The 24,992-nt window shown below is 69.9% G+C and carries 19 protein-coding genes; 5 read left to right on the top strand and 14 right to left on the bottom strand.

The window, feature by feature from the left end; all coding sequences use genetic code 11:
* The first annotated feature begins 91 nt into the window (after window positions 1–91).
* From ACAV_RS14385 to ACAV_RS14375, 3 genes are all read left to right on the top strand, one after another.
* Window positions 92–712: a response regulator gene (locus tag ACAV_RS14385; protein ID WP_013595298.1), complete on the top strand. Its 621-nt coding sequence runs from the start codon at window positions 92–94 to the stop codon at window positions 710–712.
* A 25-nt stretch (window positions 713–737) separates the two neighbouring features.
* Window positions 738–1,496 (top strand): response regulator, encoded by a 759-nt coding sequence (locus ACAV_RS14380; protein ID WP_013595297.1) that lies wholly within the window; start codon window positions 738–740, stop codon window positions 1,494–1,496.
* A 220-nt stretch (window positions 1,497–1,716) separates the two neighbouring features.
* Entirely contained in the window at window positions 1,717–3,336 is a 1,620-nt protein-coding gene (locus tag ACAV_RS14375) for a methyl-accepting chemotaxis protein (protein ID WP_013595296.1), read from the top strand.
* A 20-nt stretch (window positions 3,337–3,356) separates the two neighbouring features.
* Here the strand turns inward: ACAV_RS14375 and ACAV_RS14370 are convergent, their stop codons facing one another.
* Complete coding sequence (locus ACAV_RS14370; protein ID WP_013595295.1) at window positions 3,357–5,363, bottom strand: esterase/lipase family protein; 2,007 nt, start codon at window positions 5,361–5,363, stop codon at window positions 3,357–3,359.
* A 192-nt stretch (window positions 5,364–5,555) separates the two neighbouring features.
* Between ACAV_RS14370 and ACAV_RS14365 the strand changes: the two genes are divergently transcribed.
* A complete protein-coding gene (locus ACAV_RS14365; protein ID WP_013595294.1) occupies window positions 5,556–7,847 on the top strand; it encodes an FUSC family protein in 2,292 nt (763 codons plus the stop codon).
* 40 nt (window positions 7,848–7,887) lie between these two features.
* Here ACAV_RS14365 and dgoD read toward each other — a convergent pair whose 3' ends face one another.
* From dgoD to ACAV_RS14300, 13 genes are all read right to left on the bottom strand, one after another.
* Window positions 7,888–9,036 (bottom strand): galactonate dehydratase, encoded by a 1,149-nt coding sequence (gene dgoD, locus ACAV_RS14360; RefSeq protein WP_013595293.1) that lies wholly within the window; start codon window positions 9,034–9,036, stop codon window positions 7,888–7,890.
* Between the two features lie 13 nt (window positions 9,037–9,049).
* Complete coding sequence (locus ACAV_RS14355; RefSeq protein WP_013595292.1) at window positions 9,050–9,772, bottom strand: 2-dehydro-3-deoxy-6-phosphogalactonate aldolase; 723 nt, start codon at window positions 9,770–9,772, stop codon at window positions 9,050–9,052.
* Complete coding sequence (locus ACAV_RS14350) at window positions 9,769–10,821, bottom strand: 2-dehydro-3-deoxygalactonokinase (protein ID WP_013595291.1); 1,053 nt, start codon at window positions 10,819–10,821, stop codon at window positions 9,769–9,771. Before ACAV_RS14350 ends, ACAV_RS14355 begins: the two co-directional genes overlap by 4 nt.
* 13 nt (window positions 10,822–10,834) lie before the next feature.
* Complete coding sequence (locus ACAV_RS14345) at window positions 10,835–11,773, bottom strand: dihydrodipicolinate synthase family protein (RefSeq protein WP_013595290.1); 939 nt, start codon at window positions 11,771–11,773, stop codon at window positions 10,835–10,837.
* A 202-nt stretch (window positions 11,774–11,975) separates the two neighbouring features.
* Entirely contained in the window at window positions 11,976–13,709 is a 1,734-nt protein-coding gene (locus tag ACAV_RS14340) for an IlvD/Edd family dehydratase (protein WP_013595289.1), read from the bottom strand.
* 55 nt (window positions 13,710–13,764) lie between these two features.
* Window positions 13,765–14,784 (bottom strand): galactofuranose ABC transporter, permease protein YjfF, encoded by a 1,020-nt coding sequence (gene yjfF / locus ACAV_RS14335; protein ID WP_013595288.1) that lies wholly within the window; start codon window positions 14,782–14,784, stop codon window positions 13,765–13,767.
* On the bottom strand, window positions 14,781–15,860 hold the full coding sequence (locus tag ACAV_RS14330; RefSeq protein WP_013595287.1) for an ABC transporter permease: 1,080 nt from the start codon (window positions 15,858–15,860) through the stop codon (window positions 14,781–14,783). The genes yjfF and ACAV_RS14330 overlap by 4 nt, the downstream gene beginning before the upstream one ends.
* Window positions 15,829–17,388 (bottom strand): sugar ABC transporter ATP-binding protein, encoded by a 1,560-nt coding sequence (locus tag ACAV_RS14325; RefSeq protein ID WP_013595286.1) that lies wholly within the window; start codon window positions 17,386–17,388, stop codon window positions 15,829–15,831. The genes ACAV_RS14330 and ACAV_RS14325 overlap by 32 nt, the downstream gene beginning before the upstream one ends.
* A 50-nt stretch (window positions 17,389–17,438) precedes the next feature.
* Window positions 17,439–18,683 carry a multiple monosaccharide ABC transporter permease gene (gene mmsB / locus ACAV_RS14320; protein ID WP_041828782.1) on the bottom strand — a complete coding sequence of 415 codons (1,245 nt, stop codon included), beginning with the start codon at window positions 18,681–18,683 and terminating at the stop codon, window positions 17,439–17,441.
* Window position 18,684: 1 nt separating this feature from the next.
* Window positions 18,685–20,202 (bottom strand): multiple monosaccharide ABC transporter ATP-binding protein, encoded by a 1,518-nt coding sequence (mmsA, locus tag ACAV_RS14315; RefSeq protein WP_013595284.1) that lies wholly within the window; start codon window positions 20,200–20,202, stop codon window positions 18,685–18,687.
* Window positions 20,203–20,314: 112 nt separating this feature from the next.
* Window positions 20,315–21,385 carry a multiple monosaccharide ABC transporter substrate-binding protein gene (gene chvE, locus ACAV_RS14310; protein WP_013595283.1) on the bottom strand — a complete coding sequence of 357 codons (1,071 nt, stop codon included), beginning with the start codon at window positions 21,383–21,385 and terminating at the stop codon, window positions 20,315–20,317.
* Between the two features lie 43 nt (window positions 21,386–21,428).
* On the bottom strand, window positions 21,429–22,397 hold the full coding sequence (locus ACAV_RS14305) for an ABC transporter substrate-binding protein (protein WP_013595282.1): 969 nt from the start codon (window positions 22,395–22,397) through the stop codon (window positions 21,429–21,431).
* Between the two features lie 68 nt (window positions 22,398–22,465).
* Window positions 22,466–23,908, bottom strand: coding sequence for an aldehyde dehydrogenase family protein (locus ACAV_RS14300; RefSeq protein ID WP_013595281.1), 1,443 nt, complete (start codon window positions 23,906–23,908; stop codon window positions 22,466–22,468).
* A 106-nt stretch (window positions 23,909–24,014) separates the two neighbouring features.
* Here ACAV_RS14300 and ACAV_RS14295 point away from each other — a divergent pair, with 106 nt between their 5' ends.
* Window positions 24,015–24,977 carry a LysR family transcriptional regulator gene (locus ACAV_RS14295; RefSeq protein WP_013595280.1) on the top strand — a complete coding sequence of 321 codons (963 nt, stop codon included), beginning with the start codon at window positions 24,015–24,017 and terminating at the stop codon, window positions 24,975–24,977.
* Window positions 24,978–24,992 lie beyond the last annotated feature (15 nt).

The raw sequence follows: 24,992 nt of genomic DNA, 5'->3' as shown, positions 1-24,992 counted from the left end.
TTTATTAGATTTGCCCTTTGCAAGTCCAGTACGTTGCACGCGACACATACTGGATACATCCTGGGTCGCGCATAAAGGCACAATGCCGCCTATGCCGAATTCCGACGACGCTCAGAACGACCACTACACCACCCTCGAAACCGCCAAATTGCTAGGCATGGCGGTCCGTTCCATCCAGCTCATGGTGGACCGGGGCGAACTGGAGGCCTGGAAGACGCCCGGGGGCCACCGCCGCATTTCACGCGACTCGGTGGAGCGCTGGCTGCGTTCCCGGGAAGTGGGCCGCAGCAGCGTCCCGGGCGCGACAACCACGTCGCGCAGCACTTCCGCGGGCCGCCCCAAGGTGCTGCTGATCGAGGATTCCGTGCACTACCAGAATCTGATCCGGCTGCTGCTGGACCAGCAGTTCCCGGACGTGTCCCTGCACATCGCCAGCGACGGCATCGCCGGGCTGGCCATGTGCGGCAAGCTCGAGCCGGATGTTTTGATCGTGGACATCCTGCTGCCGGGCCTGGACGGCGCGGCGCTCATCACCAGCCTGCGGTCGCATGTGCAGTTCGCCCGCGTGCAGCTCATCGTGGTGACGTCGCTCACCGAGGCCGAGCGCGAGCCCTATGCCTTCGCCCTGCAGGGCCTGCCGGTGATCCACAAGCCCGCCATGGTGGCGCAGCTGCCGGATGCGCTGCGCACCAGCCTCGCAGCCCGGGGCTGACGCGGCCAGGAAAGGCAGTCCGGCCATGGAACGACCTGTCGTGCTGCTGGTGGAGGACGATCCTTCGGTCGCGCGTTTCGTGGCGATGGCGCTGGAGATCCTGCCGGTGGCGGTGGAGACCTGCCCCTGCGTCGAGTCCGCACTGGCATGGCTGCGGGGCCACCGTGCCGCGCTGATCATCACCGACCTGATGCTGCCCGGGGAGTCGGGCATGGGCCTGCTGCGCCGCCTGCAGGCCGAGCCCGCCCTGGCGGCCGGTGCGCGCATCGTGGTGCTCAGCGCCGGCCTGGACCATGTCATCCGGCAGGAGCTGGCTGCCAGCGGTGCGTGGCGAGCGCTGGACAAGCCCGTGGCGGTGGCTGCCCTCGAACAGTGCGTGCGGGAAGCGCTGGAGGATCCACTGGTGTCTCCCGGCGCTGCCGGGGCCGTGCCTTCCGTTCCGTCCGCACCGCCGGGCCGCGGAGTGCGGGAAGGCGGCATGCCGGACGCGGAGGACGCGGCCATCCAGGAGTATTTCGGCGGCGACGCCGTCCTGTTCCGTGCGTACCGCGATGCCTGCCTGCTGCAGTTCGGCCGCGATGCCGCCGAGGGAGACCGGGTGCTGCAGTCCTCGGACCTGGCGGCGCTGCGCCGGCTCTGCCATAGCCTGGCGAGCGTGCTGCGCACCCTCGGCCGGACCGAGGACGGGGCCCTGGCGCGCGAGGTGGAACTGGCCGCCCGGGACGGCCGCGCGGAAGCCGCGCAGGCCTCCTGGAAGGCCCTGCGCATCCGCCTGGGCGACTGAAAGGGGCGGCGGCGGGGGCTCCGGCGCGGGCCTGGCGCGTTCCGCATCACATCACCTGTGTTTTCCGTCTTGGGGAATACGCAGTAATTCCGGGCAGAAGACGTGACCCAGGTCACGAAATTGATAAAAACAATTTCCTGATTTTGCAGGATGTTTGTATCATTTTGTTCATCCCGAGGTCATGTGCCAGCGGGAGGCAACTTCATAAAAAGGCTCGACGATGACTGTCTTCTCCCGTTACGGCATTGCCCGGCAACTCTATGCCGTGTCCATTCTCCTGATTTGTGCGCTCGCCGCGGCGGCCTGGCTGGCCTGGACGCAGCTGAGCAACGTGGGGCAGCTGGCTGAGGCGACGGGCGAAACCCGCGTACCGCAGCTCACGCGGATTGCGAGCACGGAGTTGAGCATCACCCAGATTTCGCTGCAGATCCGGCACGCCATGCTGGTGCGCTCGCCGGAGGCCCTGAAGGAGACGCTGGCCGACATCGACACCAAGTACAAGCGCATCGCGGACAACGACGCGGCCTTCCTGTCGGAGTTGAAGGACCCCCGGGCGCGCGAGGACTTCACCAATGTCTGGCAGAAGCTGGAGCAGGAGTTCAAGCCGATCGCGGACCGCAATCTCCGCCTGGTGGTGGAAGGCCGCAAGGACGAGGCGTTCGAGGTGCTGGTGGGCGAGACGATTCCCACGCGCAACCGCCTGCTGGCATGGCTGGCCAAGGAGCGCCAGCGCCAGACGGACCTGCTGCATTCGGAACTGGCGGCCATCCAGAAGGAGGCTTTCAAGACCCGCAGCCAGCTGTCGCTGCTGGTGGTGGCGATCGCCGCGGGCCTGCTGGCGTTTTCCTGGTACATCGCCAACCTGCTGCAGCGCCGCGTGGAGCAGTCGCGCGGTGTGGCCGAGCGGGTGCGCGACGGCGACCTGACCGTGCCGGTGGTGGACACGGCCCGCGACGAGTTCAGCCCGCTGCTGGGCGCCCTGGGCGACATGCAGCAGGCACTGACGCGGGTGGTGTCCACGGTGCGGGAGGGATCCGACAGCGTGGCGACGGCGTCCGCCGAGATCGCGCAGGGCAACAACGACCTGTCAGCGCGCACGGAACAGCAGGCCAGCGCGCTGGAGGAAACCGCCGCGTCCATGGACGAACTCGGCGCCACCGTGCGGCAGAACGCGGACAACGCGCAGCAGGCCAGCCAGTTCGCGCAGGCGGCCTCCGAAGTCGCCGCCCGGGGTGGCGAGGTGGTGTCGCAGGTGGTGGACACCATGCGCGGCATCGACCGCAGCAGCAGCAAGATCGCCGAGATCATCGGCGTGATCGACGGCATCGCGTTCCAGACCAACATCCTGGCGCTGAACGCGGCCGTGGAGGCGGCCCGGGCCGGTGAGCAGGGCCGCGGCTTCGCGGTGGTCGCCAGCGAGGTGCGCAGCCTCGCGCAGCGCAGTGCCGGCGCCGCCCGGGAGATCAAGGAACTGATCACGGCCAGCGTGGCCCAGGTGCAGAGCGGCACCGCCCTGGTGGACCGGGCGGGGGCGACCATGACCGAGGTGGTGGATTCCATCCGCCGGGTGACGGATGTGGTGTCGGAGATCAGCATTGCCAGCCGCGAGCAGAGCGCGGGCGTGAGCCAGGTGGGCGAGGCCGTCACCCAGATGGACCAGGCCACGCAGCAGAACGCGGCGCTGGTGGAGCAGAGCGCCGCGGCGGCGAACGCGCTGCGCTCGCAGGCCGAACAACTGGTGGAGGCCGTGGCGGTGTTCCGGGTGGGTGGGCCGGCGGGTGGTGCGGCGCCGCGCCTGCAGAGACTGCCGCAGGGGAGCTTCGCCCGTCTGGGCGCCTGACGCCGGGGGCGGCCGGCGGGCTACTTCGCCGGGGCCGTGCCCGCGGAGCCCGCGGGGTTCGCGGCCAGGTGGGCCCGCAGGATGCGCCGGATCTCCAGGATGGCCGCGGGCTGCTCCTGCACGCTGTGGCCGGAGGGAACGATGCGCTCCGACACGGCCCCGTCCAGGTGTGCGCTGGCATAGGGCACGACGCCATCGGACGATGCCGACAGCGGCCCGTCTGCCGATTCCCGGCCCATGATGGAGTGGTAGGGCACGCGTGGCGATACCGGCAGGCGCGCGGCGGCCTGGACGAAGGCATCGGTGTCGCTCAGGTTGTCGATGCTGTTGGGCAGGCGCACCACGCTGCTGCCGCCTTCCGGTGCCTCGGTGCGCGAGAGCCGCCGGGTGACGTCCGCGAACCGCTCCATGGTCGCCAGGGGCAGGGTGACGAGGTTGGAGAGCCAGCGCGTGATCCGGTGCCGCGCCACGGGCGTGCCGCGGTGGGGCGCGGCGATGAAGATGGCCCGGCCGGCCTGCGGCAGGGCGTGGAAGCGCAGCAGCGGGTCCAGTTCGGGCTGCAGCGCCTGCCGGTCTTCCAGGGACAGGGGGTGTTCCGCAAGCAGGGTGTTCCACAGCGTGTCGCCGGAGTCCGACACCAGCAGCCGCGCGAGCACGCCGCCCATGCTGTGGCCCACGAGCACCATGCCGCGCGATGCGGGAGCCGTGCCCGCCGGGTCGAAATGGGCGATGGTGCGCTCCAGCGCATCCTCGATCGCCTGGCGGTTCACCCACAGCGGCAGGTTGGTGGGGTAGTACACCTGCCACACTTGGTAGTTCTGGCGCAGCGTCTCGTCGCCCAGCACCTCGTTGGCGACGTTGATCCATGCCTCCGGGCTGCTCGCGAGGCCGTGCAGCATGACGATGGTGCGCCGCGAGGGATCGTAGGGCTGCATGAGGTGGATGCGCGGTGCCGACAGGCCGTCCTCCATGCCCAGCAGGCTGCGCATGGCCTGCACCGCGAACCCCGAGCGCGCGAGCCACAGGCCGTAGCCTGCCGTGAAATTGCCGGCCAGCGGCACCTGGCGCCCCGCGAGCACGACCTGCGCCGTGTGATACGGATCGTAGAGTTCCACCTGCACGTCGTGCGTTTCCAGCACCTCGCCGAGCGTGCTTCCGTCGAAGCGCAGCAAGGCGGTGGCGGCGGGGTAGGGCATCTCGCGGAAGGGCTGCTCCGCTTCCGATGCCACCTGCAGCGCGCTGCGGCGTGGGCCGCCGGGCAGGGGCGCATCGCCCGCCGGCTGCATGGCCGTGACCAGCTCGGCGCCGAAGCCGTCGCGGCGGTAGGTGTTGCGCACGCCCGAGAACCGCAGCGTGGAGGCGGCGATCAGTTCGCTGGGTTCGGGGGCCCCGCTGGGCAGGCGCAGGTCGGAGGTGTCGCTGCGCACGTGCCAGCTGCCCCACTGCAGGCGCCTGCCGGGCGCCAGTTCGCCGCCCTCCGCCGCCACGGTGCGCCGGTAGCGCGAGAACATGCCCGCCAGGGCCTGCTGGGTGGCGAAGTTGTAGTAGTCGCGCACCTGGGTCTGGCGGTCTTCGAAGGCGCGCGCTTCCGGGCCGCGCGGCGTGAAGAACAGGTAGGCCCAGGCGTGGCGGGCGGTTTCCAGCCAGGCGTCCAGCTGCTGGTCCTCGTTGGCAGGGGCAGGGGCGTTGGCACCGGTGACGGCGGCCCCGCGGTCGCCGCTGGCCCGCAGGGCGGCGAGCAGCCAGAGTTCCGCCAGGGTGGACAGGCGCTGCTCCTCATCGACACCGGTCGAGGCTGCGAGCATCTGCCGGCAGGCGGACATGTCCTGGTCGCAGGCATCGCCGTCGGTGCCCAGCACGCGCAGCACCTCCTCGGAGGCCTCACTCAGCCGCCCGGTGGTGAGCACGTCGCCGCGGCGCTGCGCGAGGTAGTCGCGCGGCGAGACCGCCGAGACGGTGACGCCCGCGCATCCTGCCAGCAGCGCGGCGAGGCAGAGCAGCGTGGTCCAGAAAGCCAGTCGCCGCATCACGTGCGAGCCTCCGGCCGGGCCCCTGGCACGGGAGTGGAGGCGGGAGGGATTCTGCAGACAGGAAGTCACTTGCGGGACACGTTCGGAGCTGGAGGAGAGGGGCTTTGCAGCCCGGCCGTGCGCATGCTACACGCGGCGCAAGCCCCCGGGCCGGCCGGGGGCGCACCGCTGCAGTAACCTCGGCGGGATATGAGGCTTTATCCGAGTCACCGCCTGCGGGCGGCCGTGCGCGTGGCACTGAGCCACTATGTGGCCAACGGGGTCTCCGTGGCGCTGGGCCTGCTGCTCATCTCCGCTGCCGTGCATGTCTGGCTGGGGGCCGCAGCGGCGGCTGCAGCTTCCGTGGGCGTGATCGTCTGCTCGCCGCCGGACCTGCCCGGGCCGCGCCGCGGCAAGCTCTGGCAGATGCTGCCCGCGCCGTTGCTGGGCATTCCCCTGTTCTTCGCGGTGCAGTGGCTGCATCGCGACCCGCTGCAGCTGGGCCTGCTGCTGGTGCCCGGCACCTTCCTGGCCTTCCTGGCCATGGCCTGGGGCCGGCGGGGCATCCCGATCGCCGTGGCGGTGATGTTCTCCATGATCTTTTCGATGGCCGCGGCCCCGCGCGTGCCGCCGGGCGGAGACCCGCTGCCCGCCGCGCTGGCGATCACCGCGCATTTCGCGCTGGGCGCGGGGCTGTACGTGCTCTACGCGGTGGCGGCGAACCGGCTGCTAAACGCGCGCTACCGGGTGCAACTCGTGGCCGACACGCTGTATTCGCTGGCCGCGCTCATGCGCGTGCAGGCGCGGCTGTTCGACAGCGCGCCGGCTGGCGGCGCAGCACCCCCCGGCACCACTGCGCCCGGCACCACGCCCGCGGGGGGCCCGGAGGACGAGGCCGGAACGCATGACGGCACGGCGGAGGCACCCCATGCCCTGACCCGGCTGCTGCTGCGCCGGCAGGCAGCCCTGGCGGAGCAACTGCAGGGCGCGCGCAATATCGTGCTGGAGTCTCCCTCCACGCCGGCCCGCCAGCGGCTGGCGGCCATGCTGGTGCAGGTGCTGGAAACGAGGGACCACCTGCTGGCCTGCGAACTGGACGTGGAGGCGCTCAAGGCGCACCCGGGCCACGTGCCCGTGCTGCGTGCGCTGCGCGGCGTGCTGCTCGACACGGCCGCGGAATTCGCCCGGCTCGCGGACGCGCTGCTGCGCGGCAGCCGGCCCGCGCCCTTTGCCGATGCGCGGCCTGCGCTCGCGGAGCTGCGCTGGAGCGATCCGCTGCCCCCCGCCGCGATCTCGGGCCCGTCGCCGCACGCATTGGCCCGCGGGCTGGCGGACCGCGTGGGGCATATCAACGACGAGGCCTTGCGGATGAACGCGATCGCGCGCGGCGAGGCCCCGCCGGACCTGGCGGTGGTGCGCGCCAGCTGGCAGATGTTCGTCAGTCCCACGGCCTGGTCCTGGGCGCCGCTGGCCACGCTCTGGCGCTGGGATGCGCCGCCGCTGCGCCATGCGGTGCGCGCCGCGCTGGCCATCGCCGCGGGCTTCCTGGTGGCGCAGGCGCTGCCCTGGGGCACGCATGCGTACTGGATCCTGCTCACCATCGTGGTGGTGCTGCGCGGCAGCCTCGCGCAGACGCTGGAGCGCCGCAACAGCCGCGTGGCGGGCACGCTGCTGGGCTGCGTGCTGGCGGCAGCCCTGCTGGCGGCACACCTGTCGTCGTGGCAGCTGGTGCTGTGCCTGACGGTGGCACAGGCCGTGGCCCATGCCTTCGCGCTGCGGCGCTACCTGGTCACCGCGGTGGCGGCCACGGTGCTGGGGCTGGTGCAGTCGCACATGCTGCACGGAGGCGCGGTCAGCCCGGCCTTCGACCTGCTGGAACGCCTGGCCGACACGCTGATCGGCACCGGCATCGCCTGGGCGTTCTCCTATGTGCTGCCCTCGTGGGAGCGCTCGCAGATTCCCGCGCTGGTGCAGCGCACGCTGGTGGCGCAGGCGCGGCACGCGCGCGAGGCGCTGGCGCTGGGCCAGCTGCACGCAGTGGACAATGCGCCGGAACTGGCCTGGCGGCTGGCGCGGCGCGAGGCCTACGACAGCCTGTCGGCCCTCGTGCAGGCCACCGAGCGGGCCATGGCCGAGCCCCGGGCCGTGCAGCCACCCGTGGTGGCGCTGGAGCATTTGCAGGCACGCTGCTACCAGTTGCTGGCGCAGCTCACCGCGATCAAGACCATGCTGCTGCTGCGGCGCGGGCGCCTGGATGCCGCGGCGCTGCAGGTGTCGCTCGGGCAGACGGCCGAGGCGATCTCCCGCCGGCTGGAAGGGCGCGAGGACGCCGCTGCCACGGCGGCGGATGCCGCGTGGCCGCCGCTTCCCGGCGACGCGCAGGCCTGGCCCGATCCGCACGATGGCGACCTGGGGCCCTGGCTGGTGCGCCGCCTGGCGCTGGCCACCGAACGGGCCGGGCAGGTGAGCGCCGCAGCGCGCGAGGCCGGGGCGACCGGCTGAGCCTGGCGGCGGCCGGCGCGCAATCCGCCCGCAGCGGACATCACCATTCCGCGAGGCTGCCGTCCCGGTGGCGCCATACCGGGTTGCGCCAGCGGTGGCCCTGCGCGGCGCGCTCGCGCACGTAGTCTTCGTTCACCTCGATGCCCAGGCCCGGACCGCCCGGGATGGCGACCATGCCGTCCTGGTAGGCGAAGACCTGCGGGTTGGACACGTAGTCCATCAGGTCGTTGTCCTGGTTGTAGTGGATGCCCAGGCTCTGCTCCTGGATGAAGGCGTTGTAGCAGACCGCATCGATCTGCAGGTTGGCCGCCAGCGCGATGGGCCCGAGGGGGCAGTGCAGGGCCAGGGCCACGTCGTAGGCCTCGGCCATGGACGCGATCTTGCGCGTTTCGGTGATGCCGCCGGCGTGGGACGGGTCGGGCTGGACGATGTCCGCGTAGCCCTCCTGCAGCACCCGCTTGAAGTCCCAGCGCGAGTACAGCCGCTCGCCCAGGGCGATGGGGGTGGACGAGATGCGCGCGATTTCCTTGAGCGCCTCGTCGTGCTCGCTGAGCACGGGCTCCTCGATGAACATCAGCCGGTAGGGCTCCAGTTCCTTGATGAGCACCTTGGCCATGGGCCGGTGGACGCGGCCGTGGAAGTCCACGCCGATGCCCACGTGCGGGCCCACGGCCTCGCGCACGGCGGCCACGTTCTGCAGGCAGCGCTCCACCTTGTCGAACGTGTCCACGAACTGCATCTCTTCCGTTCCGTTCATCTTCACCGCGGTGAAGCCGCGGCCCACGGCGTCGCGGGCCTGCTGCGCCGTCTCGGCCGGCCGGTCGCCGCCGATCCAGCTGTAGACGCGGATCCTGTCGCGCACGTTGCCGCCGAGCAGCTCGGACACCGGCACGCCCAGGGCCTTGCCCTTGATGTCCCACAGGGCCTGGTCGATGCCGGCCAGCGCGCTCATGTGGATGCCGCCGCCGCGGTAGAAGCCGCCGCGGTAGAGCACCGTCCAGTGGTCCTCGATGTGGCGCGGATCCTTGCCGACGAGGTAGTCGGAGAGTTCCTCCACGGCGGCGGCCACGGTCTGGGCGCGGCCTTCGAGGACGGGCTCGCCCCAGCCGTCGATGCCTTCGTCGGTTTCGATCTTCAAGAAGCACCAGCGCGGAGGCACCAGGAACGTGGTCAATCGGGTGATCTTCATGGCAGGAGAAATCTCAGGAAACGGTGGCTGCGGTGGGGGATGGACGTGGGGCTGCCGCGGCGGCCGGCGCGGGGCCCTGCCCGCACGTGCGGGCCATGCCATAGGCGTCGTGCCAGGCCTGGATGAAGGCGACGGCCTTGCGGGCCACGTCGGCCGCGCTGTTGCCGGGGCGGTAGAGGGCCGAGCCCAGGCCGAAGCCGCTGGCGCCTGCCGCCGCATAGGGCGCGATGCTTTCCGGCGCAATGCCGCCCACGGGGGCCAGCGCCACGCTGGGCGGGATCACCGCGCGCCAGGCCTTGAGCACGGCGGGAGGAAGCGCTTCCGCCGGAAAGAGCTTGAGCAGGTTGGCCCCGGCGGCCAGTGCGGCATAGGCTTCGGTCAGCGTCGCCACGCCGGGAGCGCAGGCCAGGCCGGCCGCACGCGCGGCGCGGATCACGGCCGGATCGCTGTGCGGCATGACGATGATCTGCCCGCCGGCCTCGGCCACGTCGGCGCAGTCGTGCGTGGAAAGCACCGTGCCCGCGCCCACCACGCAGTCGGTGGGCAGGGCATCGCGCAGCGCGCGGATGCTGGCCAGGGGCTCGGGGGAGTTGAGCGGCACCTCGATGATGCGGAAGCCCGCGTCGTACAGGGCCTGGCCGATCGGTACGGCCTCATGGGGCTGGATGCCGCGCAGGATGGCGATGAGCCCGCAGCGCTGCAGGGCGTGGAACAGGGTGTGGTCGATGGTGGTCATGCGGCAAGGCTCTCTGCGGATGAGGGTTGGGGCGCTTCCCCGGCCGGCAGGCCGGCGGCCCGGGCGATCTGCCAGAGCCCGGTGGGAGTGGCCTGGGCGGCGATGGCGGGCTCGGCGAAGCCCTGCAGCCGCAGGGCCAGTGCGTAGCGGCGGCACAGGTCCGGCTCGCCGCACAGCAGCGGCTGGACGGGCGCTGCCGAGCCGCCCGGCGGGTGCACGCGGGCGAGGGCGGCGACCTCGTGGCCGATGAGCAGGCCCGAGAGGTAGTCGGCCTGGGCGCTGGCGGGCAGCACGCCCGTGAGCCCCAGGGTGCGGGTGCTGAAGATGTGCGAGAGCAGGCCCAGGCCGGCATCGCTGCCGCACGCCACCTGCAGCCCGCGCACGAAGGCGGCGTCGTCGGGCGCTGTGCCGCTCTGCGCATCTGCCGGGGCCATGGTCCGGCCGAGAATGGTGTGCCCGCGCAGCGCGGCGAACACCTCGCCCGTCATGAAGGTGTGGAAGCCCTCGATGCCGCTGCGCTGCGCCACCACCCACTTGCTGTGGGAGCCGGGCAGGCCGACCAGCCAGGGGCCTGGGTCTTCGGCCGGAAGGTCGGCCAGCACGCCCAGCACCTGGGTCTCCTCGCCGCGCATCACGTTGGGCAGGTCGCCGGGCTGCAGCAGTCCGGGCACGATGTGCAGCGGCTGGCCGCCGGGGCGGTCCACCCGGGTCAGTCCTTGCGCCAGCGCATCGAGCGAGGTGGGCGTGTGCAGGTAACGCGCCTCGCGCCAGCCCTGGGCGCTGCCCACCATGCCGCAGGCCAGCAGCGGAAGCTGCGGCGCGGCAGCCAGCCAGTCGCCGCAGGCATCCTGCAGGGCGCGCTCGAAGGCGGCATCCGTGCCGGCGTCCTCACCCGCGGGCGCGGGGGGCAGGTGCATGATGCCCCAGGGCCGGTGGCGCAGCTCCAGCACGCGGCCCCCGTCGCCCAGGCGGTATGCGCGCAGCGAACTGGTGCCCCAGTCGAGCGCGACGAGGCGGGTGGCGGAAAGATCGGCGGCTTGGTCGTTCATGGTGGCAGCCGGCTCAGCGGGCCCAGCGCAGCACCAGCGGGTCGAGCCGGCGCGCGATGTCGATCAGGCCGCGGCGCACCTCGGGGTGCATGGGCGGGAACGGATGGCGGCCGGCCTCGCAGGCGATCACGCCGCCTTCCTTCATCAGCGCCTTCGCGGTGAGGATGCCGCCCTGGCGGTTCTCGTGGTTGATGAGCGGCAGCCAGCGCTGGTAGAGCGCGAACGCCTGGTCCATGTCGCCCGCGCGGTGGGCCTCGATGATGGGGCGGATGCCGTCCGGGAAGGCGCCGCCCGTCATCGCGCCGGTGGCGCCCGCGTCCAGGTCGGCCAGCAGGGTGATGGCCTCTTCGCCGTCCCAGGGCCCTTCGATGGCATCGCCACCCAGGCGGATCAGCTCGCGCAGCTTGCTGGCGGCACCGGGCGTCTCGATCTTGAAATAGGCCAGGTGCTCGATCTCCTGCGCCATGCGGGCGAGGAAGGGGGCGGACAGCACCGTGCCGCTGGCCGGGGCGTCCTGCACCATGATGGGAATGTCGATCGCGTCGGACACCTGGGCGTAGAACGCTTGGATCTGCGCCTCGGGCACGCGGAAGGTGGCGCCGTGGTAGGGCGGCATCACCATGACCATGGAGGCGCCCATGTCCTGCGCCGCGCGGCTGCGCTCGGCGCATACGCGCGTGCCGTAGTGCGTGGTGGTGACGATCACCGGCACCCGGCCGGCGACATGCTCCAGCGAGGTCCGCGTGAGCGTTTCGCGCTCCGCATCCGACAGCGAGAACTGCTCGGAGAAATTGGCCAGGATGCACAGGCCATCGACCCCCGCATCGATCATGAAATCCAGGCAGCGCTTCTGGCTCTCCAGATCGAGGCTGCCGTCCTCGTTGAACGTGGTCGGCACGACCGGGAAGATGCCGCGGTAGCGCGGATTCTGGGCAGAGTGTGTTGCTGGCATGGGGTCACGAAGTCATGGTTTAAGTCAAGCCTGCTTGGCGCGTTGCTTTGAGCACAGCCCCTGCAACTGGCGCGGCCCCAGGTCAGGGCAGCCGAGCAAGGGCCGCCCCGCAGCGCCGGCTGCGTCCCCCTGCCCGCAACGCGCAGCGTTGCGAGAGCGGGGGGAAGGCGCATAGCGCCGCAGGGGGGTGTTCATCAGTGCATCAGTGTGAATGGCGGGGGACGGCCGCGCCTCTGCAGCCGACCAGGAAGTCGAAGTCGCAGCCTTCGTCGGCCTGCAGCACGTGATCGACGTAGAGGCGCTGGTAGCCGCCGCGGCCGCCGTGGTCGGTGGTGGCCAGTTCGGCCAGGCGCGCGGCCAGTTCCTCGTCGCTGATGTCCAGGTGCAGGCGGCCCTGTTCGCAGTCCAGCTCGATGAAGTCGCCGTCGCGCACGGCGGCCAGGGGGCCCCCGGCCGCGGCCTCGGGCGCCACGTGCAGCACCACGGTGCCGTAGGCCGTTCCGCTCATGCGCGCGTCGGAGATGCGCACCATGTCCTTCACGCCCTGCCGCAGCAGCTTGGGCGGCAGGCCCATGTTGCCCACCTCGGCCATGCCGGGGTAGCCCTTGGGGCCGCAGTTCTTCATGACCATCACGCAACTCGCATCGATGTCCAGATCCTCATCGACGATGCGCGCCTTGTAGTGCTCCAGGTTCTCGAACACCACGGCGCGGCCCCGGTGCTTGAGCAGCTCGGGCGTGGCGGCCGAGGGCTTGAGCACCGCGCCGCGCGGCGCCAGGTTGCCGCGCAGGATGCAGATGCCGCCATCCGCGATGAGCGGGTTGTCGATCGGGCGGATCACCTCGTCGTTGTACTGCGGGGCCTCGCGCACGTTGTCCCAGAGGCTCCTGCCGTTCACGGTGAGCGCTTCCGGATGGGGCAGCAGGCCGTTCTCGCCCAGGCGGCGCAGCACGGCGGGCAGGCCGCCCGCGTAGTAGAACTCCTCCATCAGGAAGCGGCCCGAGGGCTGCAGGTCCACCAGGGTGGGCGTGCCGCGCCCGATGCGGGTCCAGTCCTCCAGGTCGAGCTGCACGCCGATGCGGCCGGCGATCGCCTTGAGGTGGATGACGGCATTGGTCGAGCCGCCGATGGCGGCATTGGTGCGGATGGCGTTCTCGAAGGCTTCGCGCGTCAGGATCTTCGAGAGCGTGAGCCCCTCGTGCGCCATCTCGACGATGCGCTTGCCCGACATGTGCGCCAGCACGTAACGGCGCGCGTCCACCGCCGGAATCGCCGCGTTGTGCGGAAGCGAGGTGCCCAGCGATTCGGCCATGCAGGCCATGGTGCTGGCCGTGCCCATGGTGTTGCAGGTGCCGGCTGAGCGCGACATGCCGCCTTCGGCCGCGAGGAACTGGTGCAGCTCGATCTCGCCGGCCTTCAGGGATTCGTGCAGTTGCCACACGGCAGTGCCCGATCCGATGTCCTTGCCGGCCAGCTTGCCATTGAGCATGGGCCCGCCCGTGACCACGATGGCCGGCACGTCGCAACTGGCCGCGCCCATCAGCAGCGCGGGCGTGGTCTTGTCGCAGCCGGTCAGCAGCACGACGGCGTCGATGGGGTTGCCGCGGATGGCTTCCTCCACGTCCATGCTGGCCAGGTTGCGCGTGAGCATGGCGGTGGGCCGCAGGTTGGATTCGCCGTTGGAGAACACGGGGAATTCGACCGGGAAGCCGCCTGCTTCGTAGATGCCGCGCTTGACGTGCTCGGCGATCTTGCGGAAGTGCGCGTTGCAGGGCGTGAGTTCGGACCAGGTGTTGCAGATGCCGATGATGGGGCGGCCGTCGAACTCATGGTCGGGGATGCCCTGGTTCTTCATCCAGCTGCGGTACATGAAGCCGTTCTTGTCGGCCGTGCCGAACCATTCGGTGGAGCGGAGTTTGCGCGGAGGGGTGGTCATCGTGGAAGCTCGGAAGGGATGCGGGAAACGGAAAGCGGAAAGGGCGGTGGCGGGTTCAGCGGCGCCGGCCGGAGCGGCGCGTGAGCAGGCGCTGCAGCAGGCAGAAGACGAACAGCAGCACGCCGACGGCGATGCGCGTCCACCACGAGCTGAGCGTGCCGTCGAAGGAAATCAGCGTCTGGATGATTCCGAGCATCAGCACGCCGAAGAGCGTGCCGGCCACGTAGCCCACGCCGCCCGTGAGCAGCGTGCCGCCGATGACGACGGCGGCGATGGCGTCCAGCTCCATGCCCACGGCATGCAGGCCGTAGCCCGAGAGCATGTAGAAGGTGAACACCACGCCGGCCAGGGCCGAGCAGAAGCCCGACAGGGTGTAGACGCCCACCAGCGTGGAGCGCACCGGCAGGCCCATCAGCAGGGCCGAGTGCTCGCTGCCGCCCACGGCATAGACCGCGCGACCGAACGGCGTGCAGTGCGCGATGAAGATGCCGGCCAGCACCACGGCAATGGCGATCAACGCACCCAGCGAGATGGAGGCGGTTTCGGTCAGTTGCAGGCGCCATTGCGCGAGTTCCGAATAGCCTTCGTGCGTGATGCTGATCGAGTCGATGCTGATGAGGTAGCACAGGCCCCGCGCGAGGAACATGCCTGCGAGCGTGACGATGAAGGGCTGCAGCCGGAAGCGCTCGATCAGGAAGCCCATGAACGCGCCGAAGCACGTGCCCATCAGCAGCACCACGGGCACGGCCGCCGCCGGGCTCCAGCCGTGGCGCTCCACCAGCGAGGCGAACACCATGGTGGTGAGCGCCACCACGGCGCCCACCGACAGGTCGATGCCGCCCGAGAGGATGACGAAGGTCATGCCCACCGCGACGATGATGAGGAAAGCGTTGTCGATCAGCAGGTTGAGGAACACCTGGGCCGAGAAAAAGCCCGTGTAGCGCACCGAGCCCAGCGTGGCCATGGCCACGAAGAGCGCGATGGTGGCGGCCAGCGGCAGGTACCTGGCGTTCAGGCGGGGGCCGTGCGCGCCGGCGGGCGTGGTGGCCGTGGACGGGGTCATGACGGCGCTCATGGCAGGGCCCTCCCGGTGGCGGGGCGGCGCGCGAGCAGGCCCACCTGGGCGCGGAACTCCGGCGACTGCAGCAGCATGACGACGAACACCACCACCGCCTTCACCACGAGGTTCACCTCGGGCGGCACGCCCAGCGAATAGATGGCGTAGGTCAGCGTCTGGATGATGAGCGCGCCGATCACGCTGCCCGCGAGGCTGAAGCGCCCGCCGGTAAGGGCCGTGCCGCCGAGCGTGACGGCCAGGATGGCGTCCAGCTCCATCAGCTGGCCGGCGTTGTTGCCGTCCGCGCTCTTCACGTTGGAGCTGATGAGCAGGCCCGCGATGCCCGCGCACACGCCGCAGAACACGTAGGCGGCCATGATGAGCCGGCCCGCCTGCACGCCGGCCACCCGGGCCGCCGTGGGGTTGACGCCCACGGCCTGGATGAAGAGCCCCAGCGCCGTGCGCGTGATGGCGAGGTAGAGCACCGCGAACACCGCCGCCGCCACGAAGAGCGAGAATGGCAGCCCCGCCAGGTAGCCGCCGCCCATGAAGAAGTAGGGCGTGTAGTAGATGGTGATGATCTGCCCGTCGGTGATGAGCTGGGCGATGCCCCGGCCCGCCACCATGAGGATCAGCGTGGCGATGATGGGCTGCATGCCCACCCGGGCCACCAGCACGCCGTTCCACACGCCGCACAGCAGCGCCACGCCCAGGGCGCCCAGGATGGCAACCGGCAGCGGAAAGCGGCTCTCGCTGCCCGATACCGAACCGCCGATCAGCCAGGCGGCCACGGCCGCGGCGATGGCCACCGTGGCGCCCACCGAGATGTCGATGCCGCGCGTGGCGATCACCATGGTCATGCCCAGCGACACCAGCACCAGGGGCGCGGCGCGGTTGAGGATGTCGATCAGGCTGCCGTAGAAATGGCCGTCGCGCCATTCGATGTGCAGGAAGCCCGGGTTGAAGGCCGCGTTGATCGCCAGCAGGAGCAGCAGCGTGATCACCGGCCAGGCCAGGCGGTGGCGCAGCAGTGCGGCCGGGGCGAAGGGGGAAGGGCGCTGCTCAGGCATGCTCGTGATCTGCGATGAGTGCATAGATGGCGTCCTCGCTGCTGCCTGCGGGCAGCTCGCCCACCTTGTGGCGGTCGCGCAGCACCACGATGCGGTGGGCCACGCGCACCACCTCGCTCATTTCCGAGGAGATGAAGAGCACGGCCATGCCGGCCTGCGCGAGGCGCAGGATCTGGTCCATGATTTCCTGCTTGGCGGCCACGTCGATGCCGCGCGTGGGCTCGTCGAGGATCAGCAGGCGCGGCTCGGTCGCCAGCCAGCGCGCCAGGATGGCTTTCTGCTGGTTGCCGCCCGACAGCAGGCCGATGGGTGTTTCCACGCTGGCGGTCTTGATGCCCAGCAGCTGCACGTAGCGTTCCGCCAGGGCGGTTTGCTCGGCGCGCGGCAGGAACTTGCCCACGCCCATGCGCGCCTGCAGCGCCAGGGCGATGTTCTCGCGCACCGAGAGCTCGGCCACGATGCCGTCGGTCTTGCGCTCTTCGGGGCACAGGGCCAGGCCCTGCCGGATGGCGTCCATGGGGTTGGAGAAGGCCACCGCGCGGCCGTCGATGCGCAGCATGCCGCGGTCGGGCTGCTCCAGTCCGAACAGCAGGCGCGCCAGCTCGGTGCGGCCCGCGCCCAGCAGGCCGGCCAGTCCGACCACCTCGCCGGGGCGGATCTGCAGGTCCAGCGGCTGCAACTGCCCGGCCTGGCCCAGGCCCTCGGCCTGCAGCAGCGCGGGTGCCTGCGCGCTGCTGTCCTGCGGCGCCTGCGCGCTGGCGGCCTGCGCGGCCAGTTCGCGGCCCAGCATCGCGGCGATCAGGGCCTGCGGGCCCAGGTCCTTCGCCAGCCATTCGCCCACCCAGGTACCGTTGCGCAGCACGGTGATGCGGTCCGACACGGCATAGACCTGGTTCAGGAAGTGCGTCACGAAAACGATGGACAGGCCCTCCGCGCGCAGGCGGCGCAGCACCTCGAAGAGCTTCTTCACCTCGTCGTCGTCCAGGCTGGAGGTGGGTTCGTCCAGGATCAGCACGCGTGCGTCGATGGACAGCGCCCGGGCGATCGCCACCAGCTGCTGCACAGCGACGGGGTAATCCGACAGCTGGCACGCCACGTCGATGTCCAGGCCGATGCGTGCGACCAGCTCGGCCGCGCGCCGGTGCATCCGTGCCCAGTCGATGCGCCAGCCCTGCGCCAGCCCGTGGCGCGGGTAGCGGCCCGCGAAGATGTTCTCGGCCACCGAGAGGTTGGGGCAGAGGTTGACTTCCTGATAGACCGTGCTGATGCCCAGGCGCTGGGCTGCCAGCGGCGAATCGGGCCACACCGGCTGGCCGGCCAGGCGCATCTCGCCGCCGCTGGCCTTGAGCACGCCCGTGAGCACCTTGATGAGGGTGGACTTGCCCGCGCCGTTCTGCCCCATCAGCGCGTGGATCTCGCCGGGGTAGAGGCGCAGCTGCACGTCCTGCAGCACCGGCACGCCGGAGAACTGCTTGCGGATGCCCGCCAGTTCCAGCACGGGCGCGGCGCCGGGTGCCGGAGTGGTGGCGGGGGCATGCATGGGCGAGGTCATGATGTCTGTGCGGCGTGAGCGGGCGGGCTGGGCATGGACCGGTTCGGGAGTCAGGCCTTGTTCTTGTGGTACACGTCCACCAGCACGGCGGCCAGCAGCACCACGCCCTTGATGACCTGCTGGTAGTCGATGCCGATGCCCAGGATGGACATGCCGTTGTTCATCACGCCCATGATGAAAGCGCCGATCACCGCGCCCATCACCTTGCCCACGCCGCCCGAGGCCGAGGCCCCCCCGATGAAGCAGGCGGCGATCACGTCCAGCTCGAAGCCCAGGCCCGCCTTGGGCGTGGCGGTGTTGAGGCGCGCCGCGAACACCAGGCCCGCGAGCGCCGCCAGCACGCCCATGTTCACGAAGGCGTAGAACGACAGGCGCTCGGTCTTGATGCCCGAGAGCTTGGCGGCCTTCTCGTTGCCGCCCATGGCGTAGATGCGGCGGCCGATGGTGGTGCGGCTGGCGACGAAGTCGAACAGCACGATCAGCAGCGCCATCACGATCAGCACGTTGGGCAGGCCCTTGTACGAGGCCAGCAGGTAGCTGAGGTACACGAGCAGCGCGGTGAACACCGCGTTGCGGGCGATGAAGAAGGCGGCGGGCTCGACCTGCACGCCGTGGCGCACGCGGTTGGCCCGGGCGCGGATGCCCGCCACCACCAGGGCGGCGGCCACGGCCGTGCCCAGCAGCAGCGAGGTCACTTTCAGGCCCTGCATGCTGAAGAGGTCGGGAATGAAGCCGGAGCTCAGGCGCTGGAAGGACTCGGGGAACGGCCCCACGGATTGCCCTGCCAGCAGCGCCAGCGCCAGGCCCTTGAAGACCAGCATGCCGGCCAGGGTGACGATGAAGGACGGTATGCGCGAGAACGCCACGAACCAGCCCTGCAGCCCGCCGATGAGGCCGCCGCACAGCAGGCAGACCAGCGTGGCGGGAACGAAGTGCCACTGGTACTGCACCATGAGCACGGCCGCCAGCGCACCGATGAAGCCGCTGACCGATCCCACCGACAGGTCGATGTGGCCGGCCACGATCACCAGCAGCATGCCCAGCGCCATGATGACGATGTAGCTGTTCTGCAGCAGCAGGTTGGTGAGGTTGAGCGGCTCCATCAGGGTGCCGTCGGTCATGTACTGGAAGAAGCCCATGATGGCGACCAGCGTGATGAGCATGCCGTACTCGCGCAGGTGGTGGCGGGCATGCTCCAGGGGCGAGCGGCCGGGGCGCGCGGGCTGGGCGGCGGAGGCGGCACCGGGGGCGGCCGCGGTGGCGGAGGGGTTGGGCGTGGAGGTCATGGAAGACATGTCAGTGGGCTTTCACGATGGCGCTCATGATCTTTTCCTGCGATGCCTGGGCCGTGGGCATCTCGGCGACGAAGCGGCCTTCGTTCATCACGTAGAGGCGGTCGGTGATGCCCAGCAGCTCGGGCATCTCCGAAGAGATCACGATCACGCACTTGCCTTCGGCGGCCAGTTGCGCGATGAGGGTGTAGATCTCGTACTTGGCACCCACGTCGATGCCGCGCGTGGGCTCGTCGAGGATGAGGACTTCGGGGCGGGTGAAGAGCCATTTGCCCAGCACCACCTTCTGCTGGTTGCCCCCCGAGAGGTTGAGCGTCTTCTGGTCCACGCCGGAGGAGCGGATGCGCAGCTGCTCGCGGAAGCCCTGGGCCACCGCGTGCTCGCGGCCGCTGTCGATCACGCCGGCCGAGGAGACGCCCTCCAGGTGGGCCAGCGAGATGTTGAACCGGATGTCCTCGTTCAGCACCAGTCCGTTGCCCTTGCGGTCTTCGGTCACGTAGGCCAGGCCGTGGCGCACGGCCTTCTCCACGGTGCCGACGTCGATGGGCTGCCCGTCCAGCAGCACCTCGCCGCTGATGCGCCGGCCCCATGAGCGGCCGAAGAGGCTCATGGCCAGCTCGGTGCGGCCGGACCCCATCAGGCCGGCGATGCCGACTATTTCTCCGCGCCGCACCTGCAGGTCGATGCCCTTGAGGAAGGGCGCCTCGGGCCGCTGCGGGTGGTAGGCCTGCCAGCCGCGCACCTCGAAGGCCACCGGGCCGATGTCGGGCGTGCGCGGCGGATAGCGGTCGGCCATCTCGCGGCCGACCATGGCCTGGATCACGCGGTCCTCGCTGACGGGCGCGGCGCGGCAGTCCATGGTTTCCACCGTGCTGCCGTCGCGCAGCACGGTGACGGAGTCGGCCACGCGCGAAATCTCGTTGAGCTTGTGCGAGATCAGGATGCAGGTGATGCCCTGGCCCTTGAGCTCCAGCAGCAGGTCCAGCAGGGCCTGGCTGTCGTTCTCGTTCAGGCTGGCGGTGGGCTCGTCCAGGATCAGCAGGCGCACCTGCCGCGACAGCGCCTTGGCGATCTCCACCAGCTGCTGCTTGCCCACGCCCAGCTGGCCCACGAGGGCCTCGGGTGATTCCTGCAGGCCCACCTTGCGCAGCAGCGCCTGCGTCCTGTCGTGCGCCTCCATCCAGTCGATGACGCCGTGGCGGGCGGTCTCGTTGCCCAGGAAGATGTTCTCGGCGATGGAGAGCAGAGGCACCAGGGCCAGTTCCTGGTGGATGATGATGATGCCCAGGTGCTCACTGTCGCGGATGCCCGCGAACCGGCGCTCTTCGCCGTCGAAGACGATCTCGCCGCTGTAGCTGCCGTGCGGATAGACGCCGGACAGCACTTTCATCAGCGTGGATTTGCCTGCGCCGTTCTCGCCCACGATGGCGTGGATCTCGCCGGCCTGCACGCGCAGGTCCACCCGGTCCAGGGCCACCACCCCGGGGAAGGTCTTGCGGATGTTCCGCATCTCTAGAAGCATGGTCTCGGTGTCCGTTGGCGTCGCTGGCATGCCCCCGCACCCGGTCTGCAATACCCGGTGCGGCGGCACGTGGCTCGGGAAGCGCGGCCCGCCGCGGGCCGCGCGCGGCGGATCACTTGATCTGCGATTCCTTGTAGTAGCCGCTGTCCACCAGCACCTTCTTCCAGTTCGACTGGTCCACCAGCACCGGCTTGAGCAGGTAGGAGGGCACGACCTTCACGCCGTTGTTGTAGGTCTTGGTGTCGTTGATCTCGGGCTGCTTGCCCGACAGCACCGCGTCCACCATGTCGGCCGCCACCTTGGCGAGTTCACGCGTGTCCTTGAACACGGTGGAGGTCTGCTCGCCCTTCAGGATGGACTTGACCGAAGGCACCTCGGCGTCCTGGCCGGTCACGATCGGGCAGGGTTGCTGTGCGGTGCAGTAGCCCACGCCCTTGAGCGACGAAAGGATGCCGATGGAGATCCCGTCGTACGGCGAGAGCACGGCATCCACCTTCTCCTTGCCGTAGTAGGCCGAGAGCAGGTTGTCCATGCGGGCCTGGGCCGTGGCGCCGTCCCAGCGCAGGGTGCCGACCTTGTTCATGCCGGTCTGCTTGCTGCGCACCACCAGCTTGCCGCTGTCGATGTAGGGCTGCAGCACGCTCATCGCGCCGTCGTAGAAGAAGAAGGCGTTGTTGTCGTCGGGCGAGCCGCCAAAGAGCTCGATGTTGAACGGGCCCTTGCCCTGCTTGAGGCCCAGCTTGTCCACGATGGATTGCGCCTGCAGCACGCCGACCTGGAAGTTGTCGAAGGTGGCGTAGTAATCGACGTTCTTCGAGCCCTTGATGAGGCGGTCGTAGGCGATGACCTTCACGCCCTTGTCCGCCGCGCTCTGCAGCACGCGCGAGAGCGTGGTGCCGTCGATGGAGGCGATCACGAGCACCTTCGCGCCCTTGGTCACCATGTTCTCGATCTGCGCGAGCTGGTTGGGGATGTCGTCTTCCGCGTACTGCAGGTCGGTCTTGTAGCCGCGCTCCTTGAGCACCTTGGACATGTTGTCGCCGTCCGCGATCCAGCGGGCCGAGGACTTGGTGGGCATGGAAATGCCGATGCTGCCCTTGTCCGCGGCATGCGCCAGCGGCAGGGTGCCGAGGGCGGCGAGGGCGAGGGCGGCGGCGGTGGTTTTCAGAAAGGTTCGCTTCACGAGAGTCTCCTGGTTTTTATCGGTGTGTGAGAGGGGTTGGGGGTCAGTACTTGCGCTTGGGGAATTCCTGGGCCGCGGTCTCCATCGGGAAGATGCCTTCTTCCGTCACGATGCGCTTGGGCACCGTCTTGCCGGCCTTGATGTCCTTGACGGCCGCCATCAGCTGCGGGCCCAGCAGGGGGCTGCATTCCACGGTCACGTTGAGCTTGCCGGCCATCATGGCCTCGAAGGCGCCCTTCACCGCATCGATGGAGATGATGATGATGTCCTTGCCGGGCTTCATGCCGGCCTCCTCGATGGCCTGGATCGCGCCGATGGCCATGTCGTCGTTGTGTGCGTAGAGCACGTTGATCTTCTTGCCCTCGGCCTTCAGGAAGGCTTCCATCACTTCCTTGCCCTTGGCGCGGGTGAAGTCGCCGGTCTGCGAGCGGATGATCTTGAACTTCGGGTCGGCCTTGACGACTTCCTCGAAGCCCTTCTTGCGGTCGATGGCCGGGGCCGAGCCCACGGTGCCCTGCAGCTCGACGATGTTCACGTCGCCCTTGCTGTCCTTCATCTTCTCGACCAGCCAGCGGCCGGCCTTGCGGCCTTCTTCCACGAAGTCCGAGCCCATGAAGGTGACGTAGAGCGACGTGTCCTTGGTGTTGACGGCGCGGTCGGTGAGCACCACCGGGATCTTCGCGGCCTTGGCTTCGCGCAGCACCGGCTCCCAGCCCGACTCCACGACGGGCGAGAACGCGATCACGTCCACGCGCTGGGCGATGAAGGAGCGGATGGCCTTGATCTGGTTTTCCTGCTTCTGCTGCGCGTCGGAGAACTTCAGCTCGATCCCGGCGTCCTTGGCCGCCGACTTGATCGATTCGGTGTTCGCGGTGCGCCACTCGCTCTCCGCGCCGACCTGGCTGAAGCCCAGCACGATGGGCTTTTGCGCCCATGCGGCCGCGGGCAGCAGAGCGGCCACGGGCGCGCAGGCCAGGGCCGTGGCCAGCGTGCGTCGGGTCAGTTTCGTCATCGTTGTCTCCTGTCTTTATGGTGGTGTGATGAGGGAAGGGGAAAGGAGGAAGGGCAGGGGCGTGCCTCTCAGGCCAGCATGTAGCCGGTGCGGACCGTGGTGAAGAACTCCGCGGCGTGGCGGCCCCGGTCGCGCGGGCCGTGGCCCGGCTCCCGGCGCTCGCCCTGGAAGTCGGCGCCGGCGGTGGGCAGGTTCACCATGGTCATGGCCGCCCGGGCGTGCCGCTTGAAATGCATGGCGTGCTTCAGCGAGGTGGTGCAGATGCCTGCGCACAGGCCGCGCGGCGTGTCGTTGGCGAGCACCAGGGCGTGTTCGTAGTCGTCCGCGCGCAGCACGCAGGCCACGGGGCCGAAGACCTCCTCGCGGGCGATCCGGTGCTCGGGGCGCGCGGTGAAAAGTGCCGGGCGCAGGTAGTGGCCGGGCGTGGGGCGCTCGATGCGCTCGCCGCCGAAAATGTGCTCCGCGCCTTCCTGGCGGGCCATCGCGATGTGCTCCAGGTTGTGTGCCAGCTGGCGTTCGTCCACCACGGGCCCCATCCCCGTGCCGCGTTCCAGCGCATGGCCTACGGGGAGCGCCGCCAGGCGCTGGCGCAGGCGGGCCACGAAGTCGTCGTGCACGCGGGCCTCGACCACGATGCGGCTGGAGGCCATGCAGTGCTGACCGGCGGAGCCGTAGGCGCCCTGCAGCGCGCAGTCCGCGGCCTGGTCCAGGTCGGCGTCGGCCAGCACCACCAGCGGGTTCTTGCCGCCCAGGTCCAGCTGCACCCTGGCGCCGCGCGCCGCGACCGAGCGCAGGATGCGCGCGCCGATCGGTCCCGAACCGGTGAAGCTCAGGGCGTCGACCAGGGGATGGTCCACCAGGGTCTGGCCGACTTCGCGGCCGCTGCCCATGACGAGGTTGAATGCACCCGCCGGCAGGCCGCTGCGGGCGATGATCTCCGCCAGCGCCCAGCCGCAGGCCGGCACCCGTTCGGCCGGCTTGAACACCACCGTGTTGCCGAAGGCCAGGGCCGGCGCGATCTTCCACGCAGGGATGGCGAAGGGGAAGTTCCAGGCTGCGATCACGCCGACCACGCCCACGGGTTCGCGCGTCACCTCCACCTGCACGCCCTGGTGCATCGACGCCATCAGCTCGCCGGGGATGCGCAGCGCCTCGCCCGCGAAGAACTTGAAGATGTGGCCGCTGCGGACCACTTCCGCCACCGCCTCGGGCAGGGGCTTGCCCTCTTCGCGGGCCAGCAGTGTGCCCAGCTCTTCCTTGCGGGCCAGCAACTCGTTGCCCACGAGGTCCAGCACGTCCGCGCGCCGCTGGGGAGCGCTGCGGCTCCAGTGGCGCAGGGCATCCGCAGCGGCCCGCACGGCCTGGCCCGCCTGGTTCCGGTCGGCGCGTGCATATTCGGCCACCACCTCGCGGGTGTCGGACGGATTGACGCTCACACCGGTGGTGGTGCCGATCTCCCAGCGCCCATTGATCAGGTGCCGGGGCGTCTGCTGCATGTCGCCAAGCTTCATGAACCCTCTTTGCTACGGTTGCGCTGCAGTCTATGGAGGTTTTTTATATCAATCCAATAGTTTTTTGAGCAAAATAGATATCAATCCCGGCATTCAGGAAAACCCCATGAGCACCTACAACCACTGGTTCATCCGCGCGCGCCTCAAGACCAGGCAGCTGCTGCTGCTGGTGGCCCTGGCCGAGGAGGGCAACATCCACCGCGCGGCCCAGGTGCTCAGCATGACCCAGCCTGCGGCCTCCAAGCTGCTCAAGGACCTGGAAGACGTGCTGGAGGTGCCGCTGTTCGAGCGCCTGCCCCGCGGCATGCGGCCCACCTGGTATGGCGAGACCATGATCCGGCATGCGCGCATGGCGCTGGCGAGCCTCAACCAGGCCCATGACGAGATCGGCGCGCTGAAGACGGGGCACTACGGCCAGGTGGGCATCGGCGCCATCACCTCGCCGGGACTGAGCCTGCTGCCGGCGGCGGTGGCCCTGGTCAAGCAGCAGCACCCGAGCCTGCGCATCACGCTGGACATCGAAACCAGCCCGGTGCTGCTGGAGCGGCTGGAGCAGGGGCGCCTGGACATCATGGTGGGGCGCGTGCTCCCCGGGCCGGAAACCGGCCACCTGCGCTACGAGCCGCTGACGGACGAGCCCATCTGCGCCATCAGCCGCCCCGGCCACCCGCTCTCGGGCATGAGCGGCCTGACGCTGCGGGACGTGCTCTCGGCCAACTGGATCGTGCCGCCCGCCGGCAGCGTGCTGCGGCACCGCTTCGACCTGATGTTCCAGCAGGACGGCCTCGCCCCGCCGACGGACATCGTGGAAACCTCGGCGCTGCTGTTCATCACCCGCATGCTGCAGCAGAGCGAGATGATCGCCGTGGTGGGCGCGGACGTCGCCCACTACTACGCGGCCCACGGCATCGTCGCCGTGCTGCCGATCGCCATGCCCTGCCACATGGACGCCTTCGGCATCGTCACCCGCACCGACCGCCTGCTCTCGCCCGCCGCCAAGGTGATGATGAAGGCGCTCAAGCAGGCCAGCTTCGTGCAGTACGGCCGCAAGCCCGAGATGGACGAGTAGGGCAGGGTAACGCTC

The organism is Paracidovorax avenae ATCC 19860, assembly GCF_000176855.2.
GTDB classification, from domain to species: Bacteria; Pseudomonadota; Gammaproteobacteria; order Burkholderiales; family Burkholderiaceae_C; genus Paracidovorax; species Paracidovorax avenae.
Note: the sequence above shows the minus strand (reverse complement) of the source record. Positions and strands in the feature narration are given on the sequence as shown.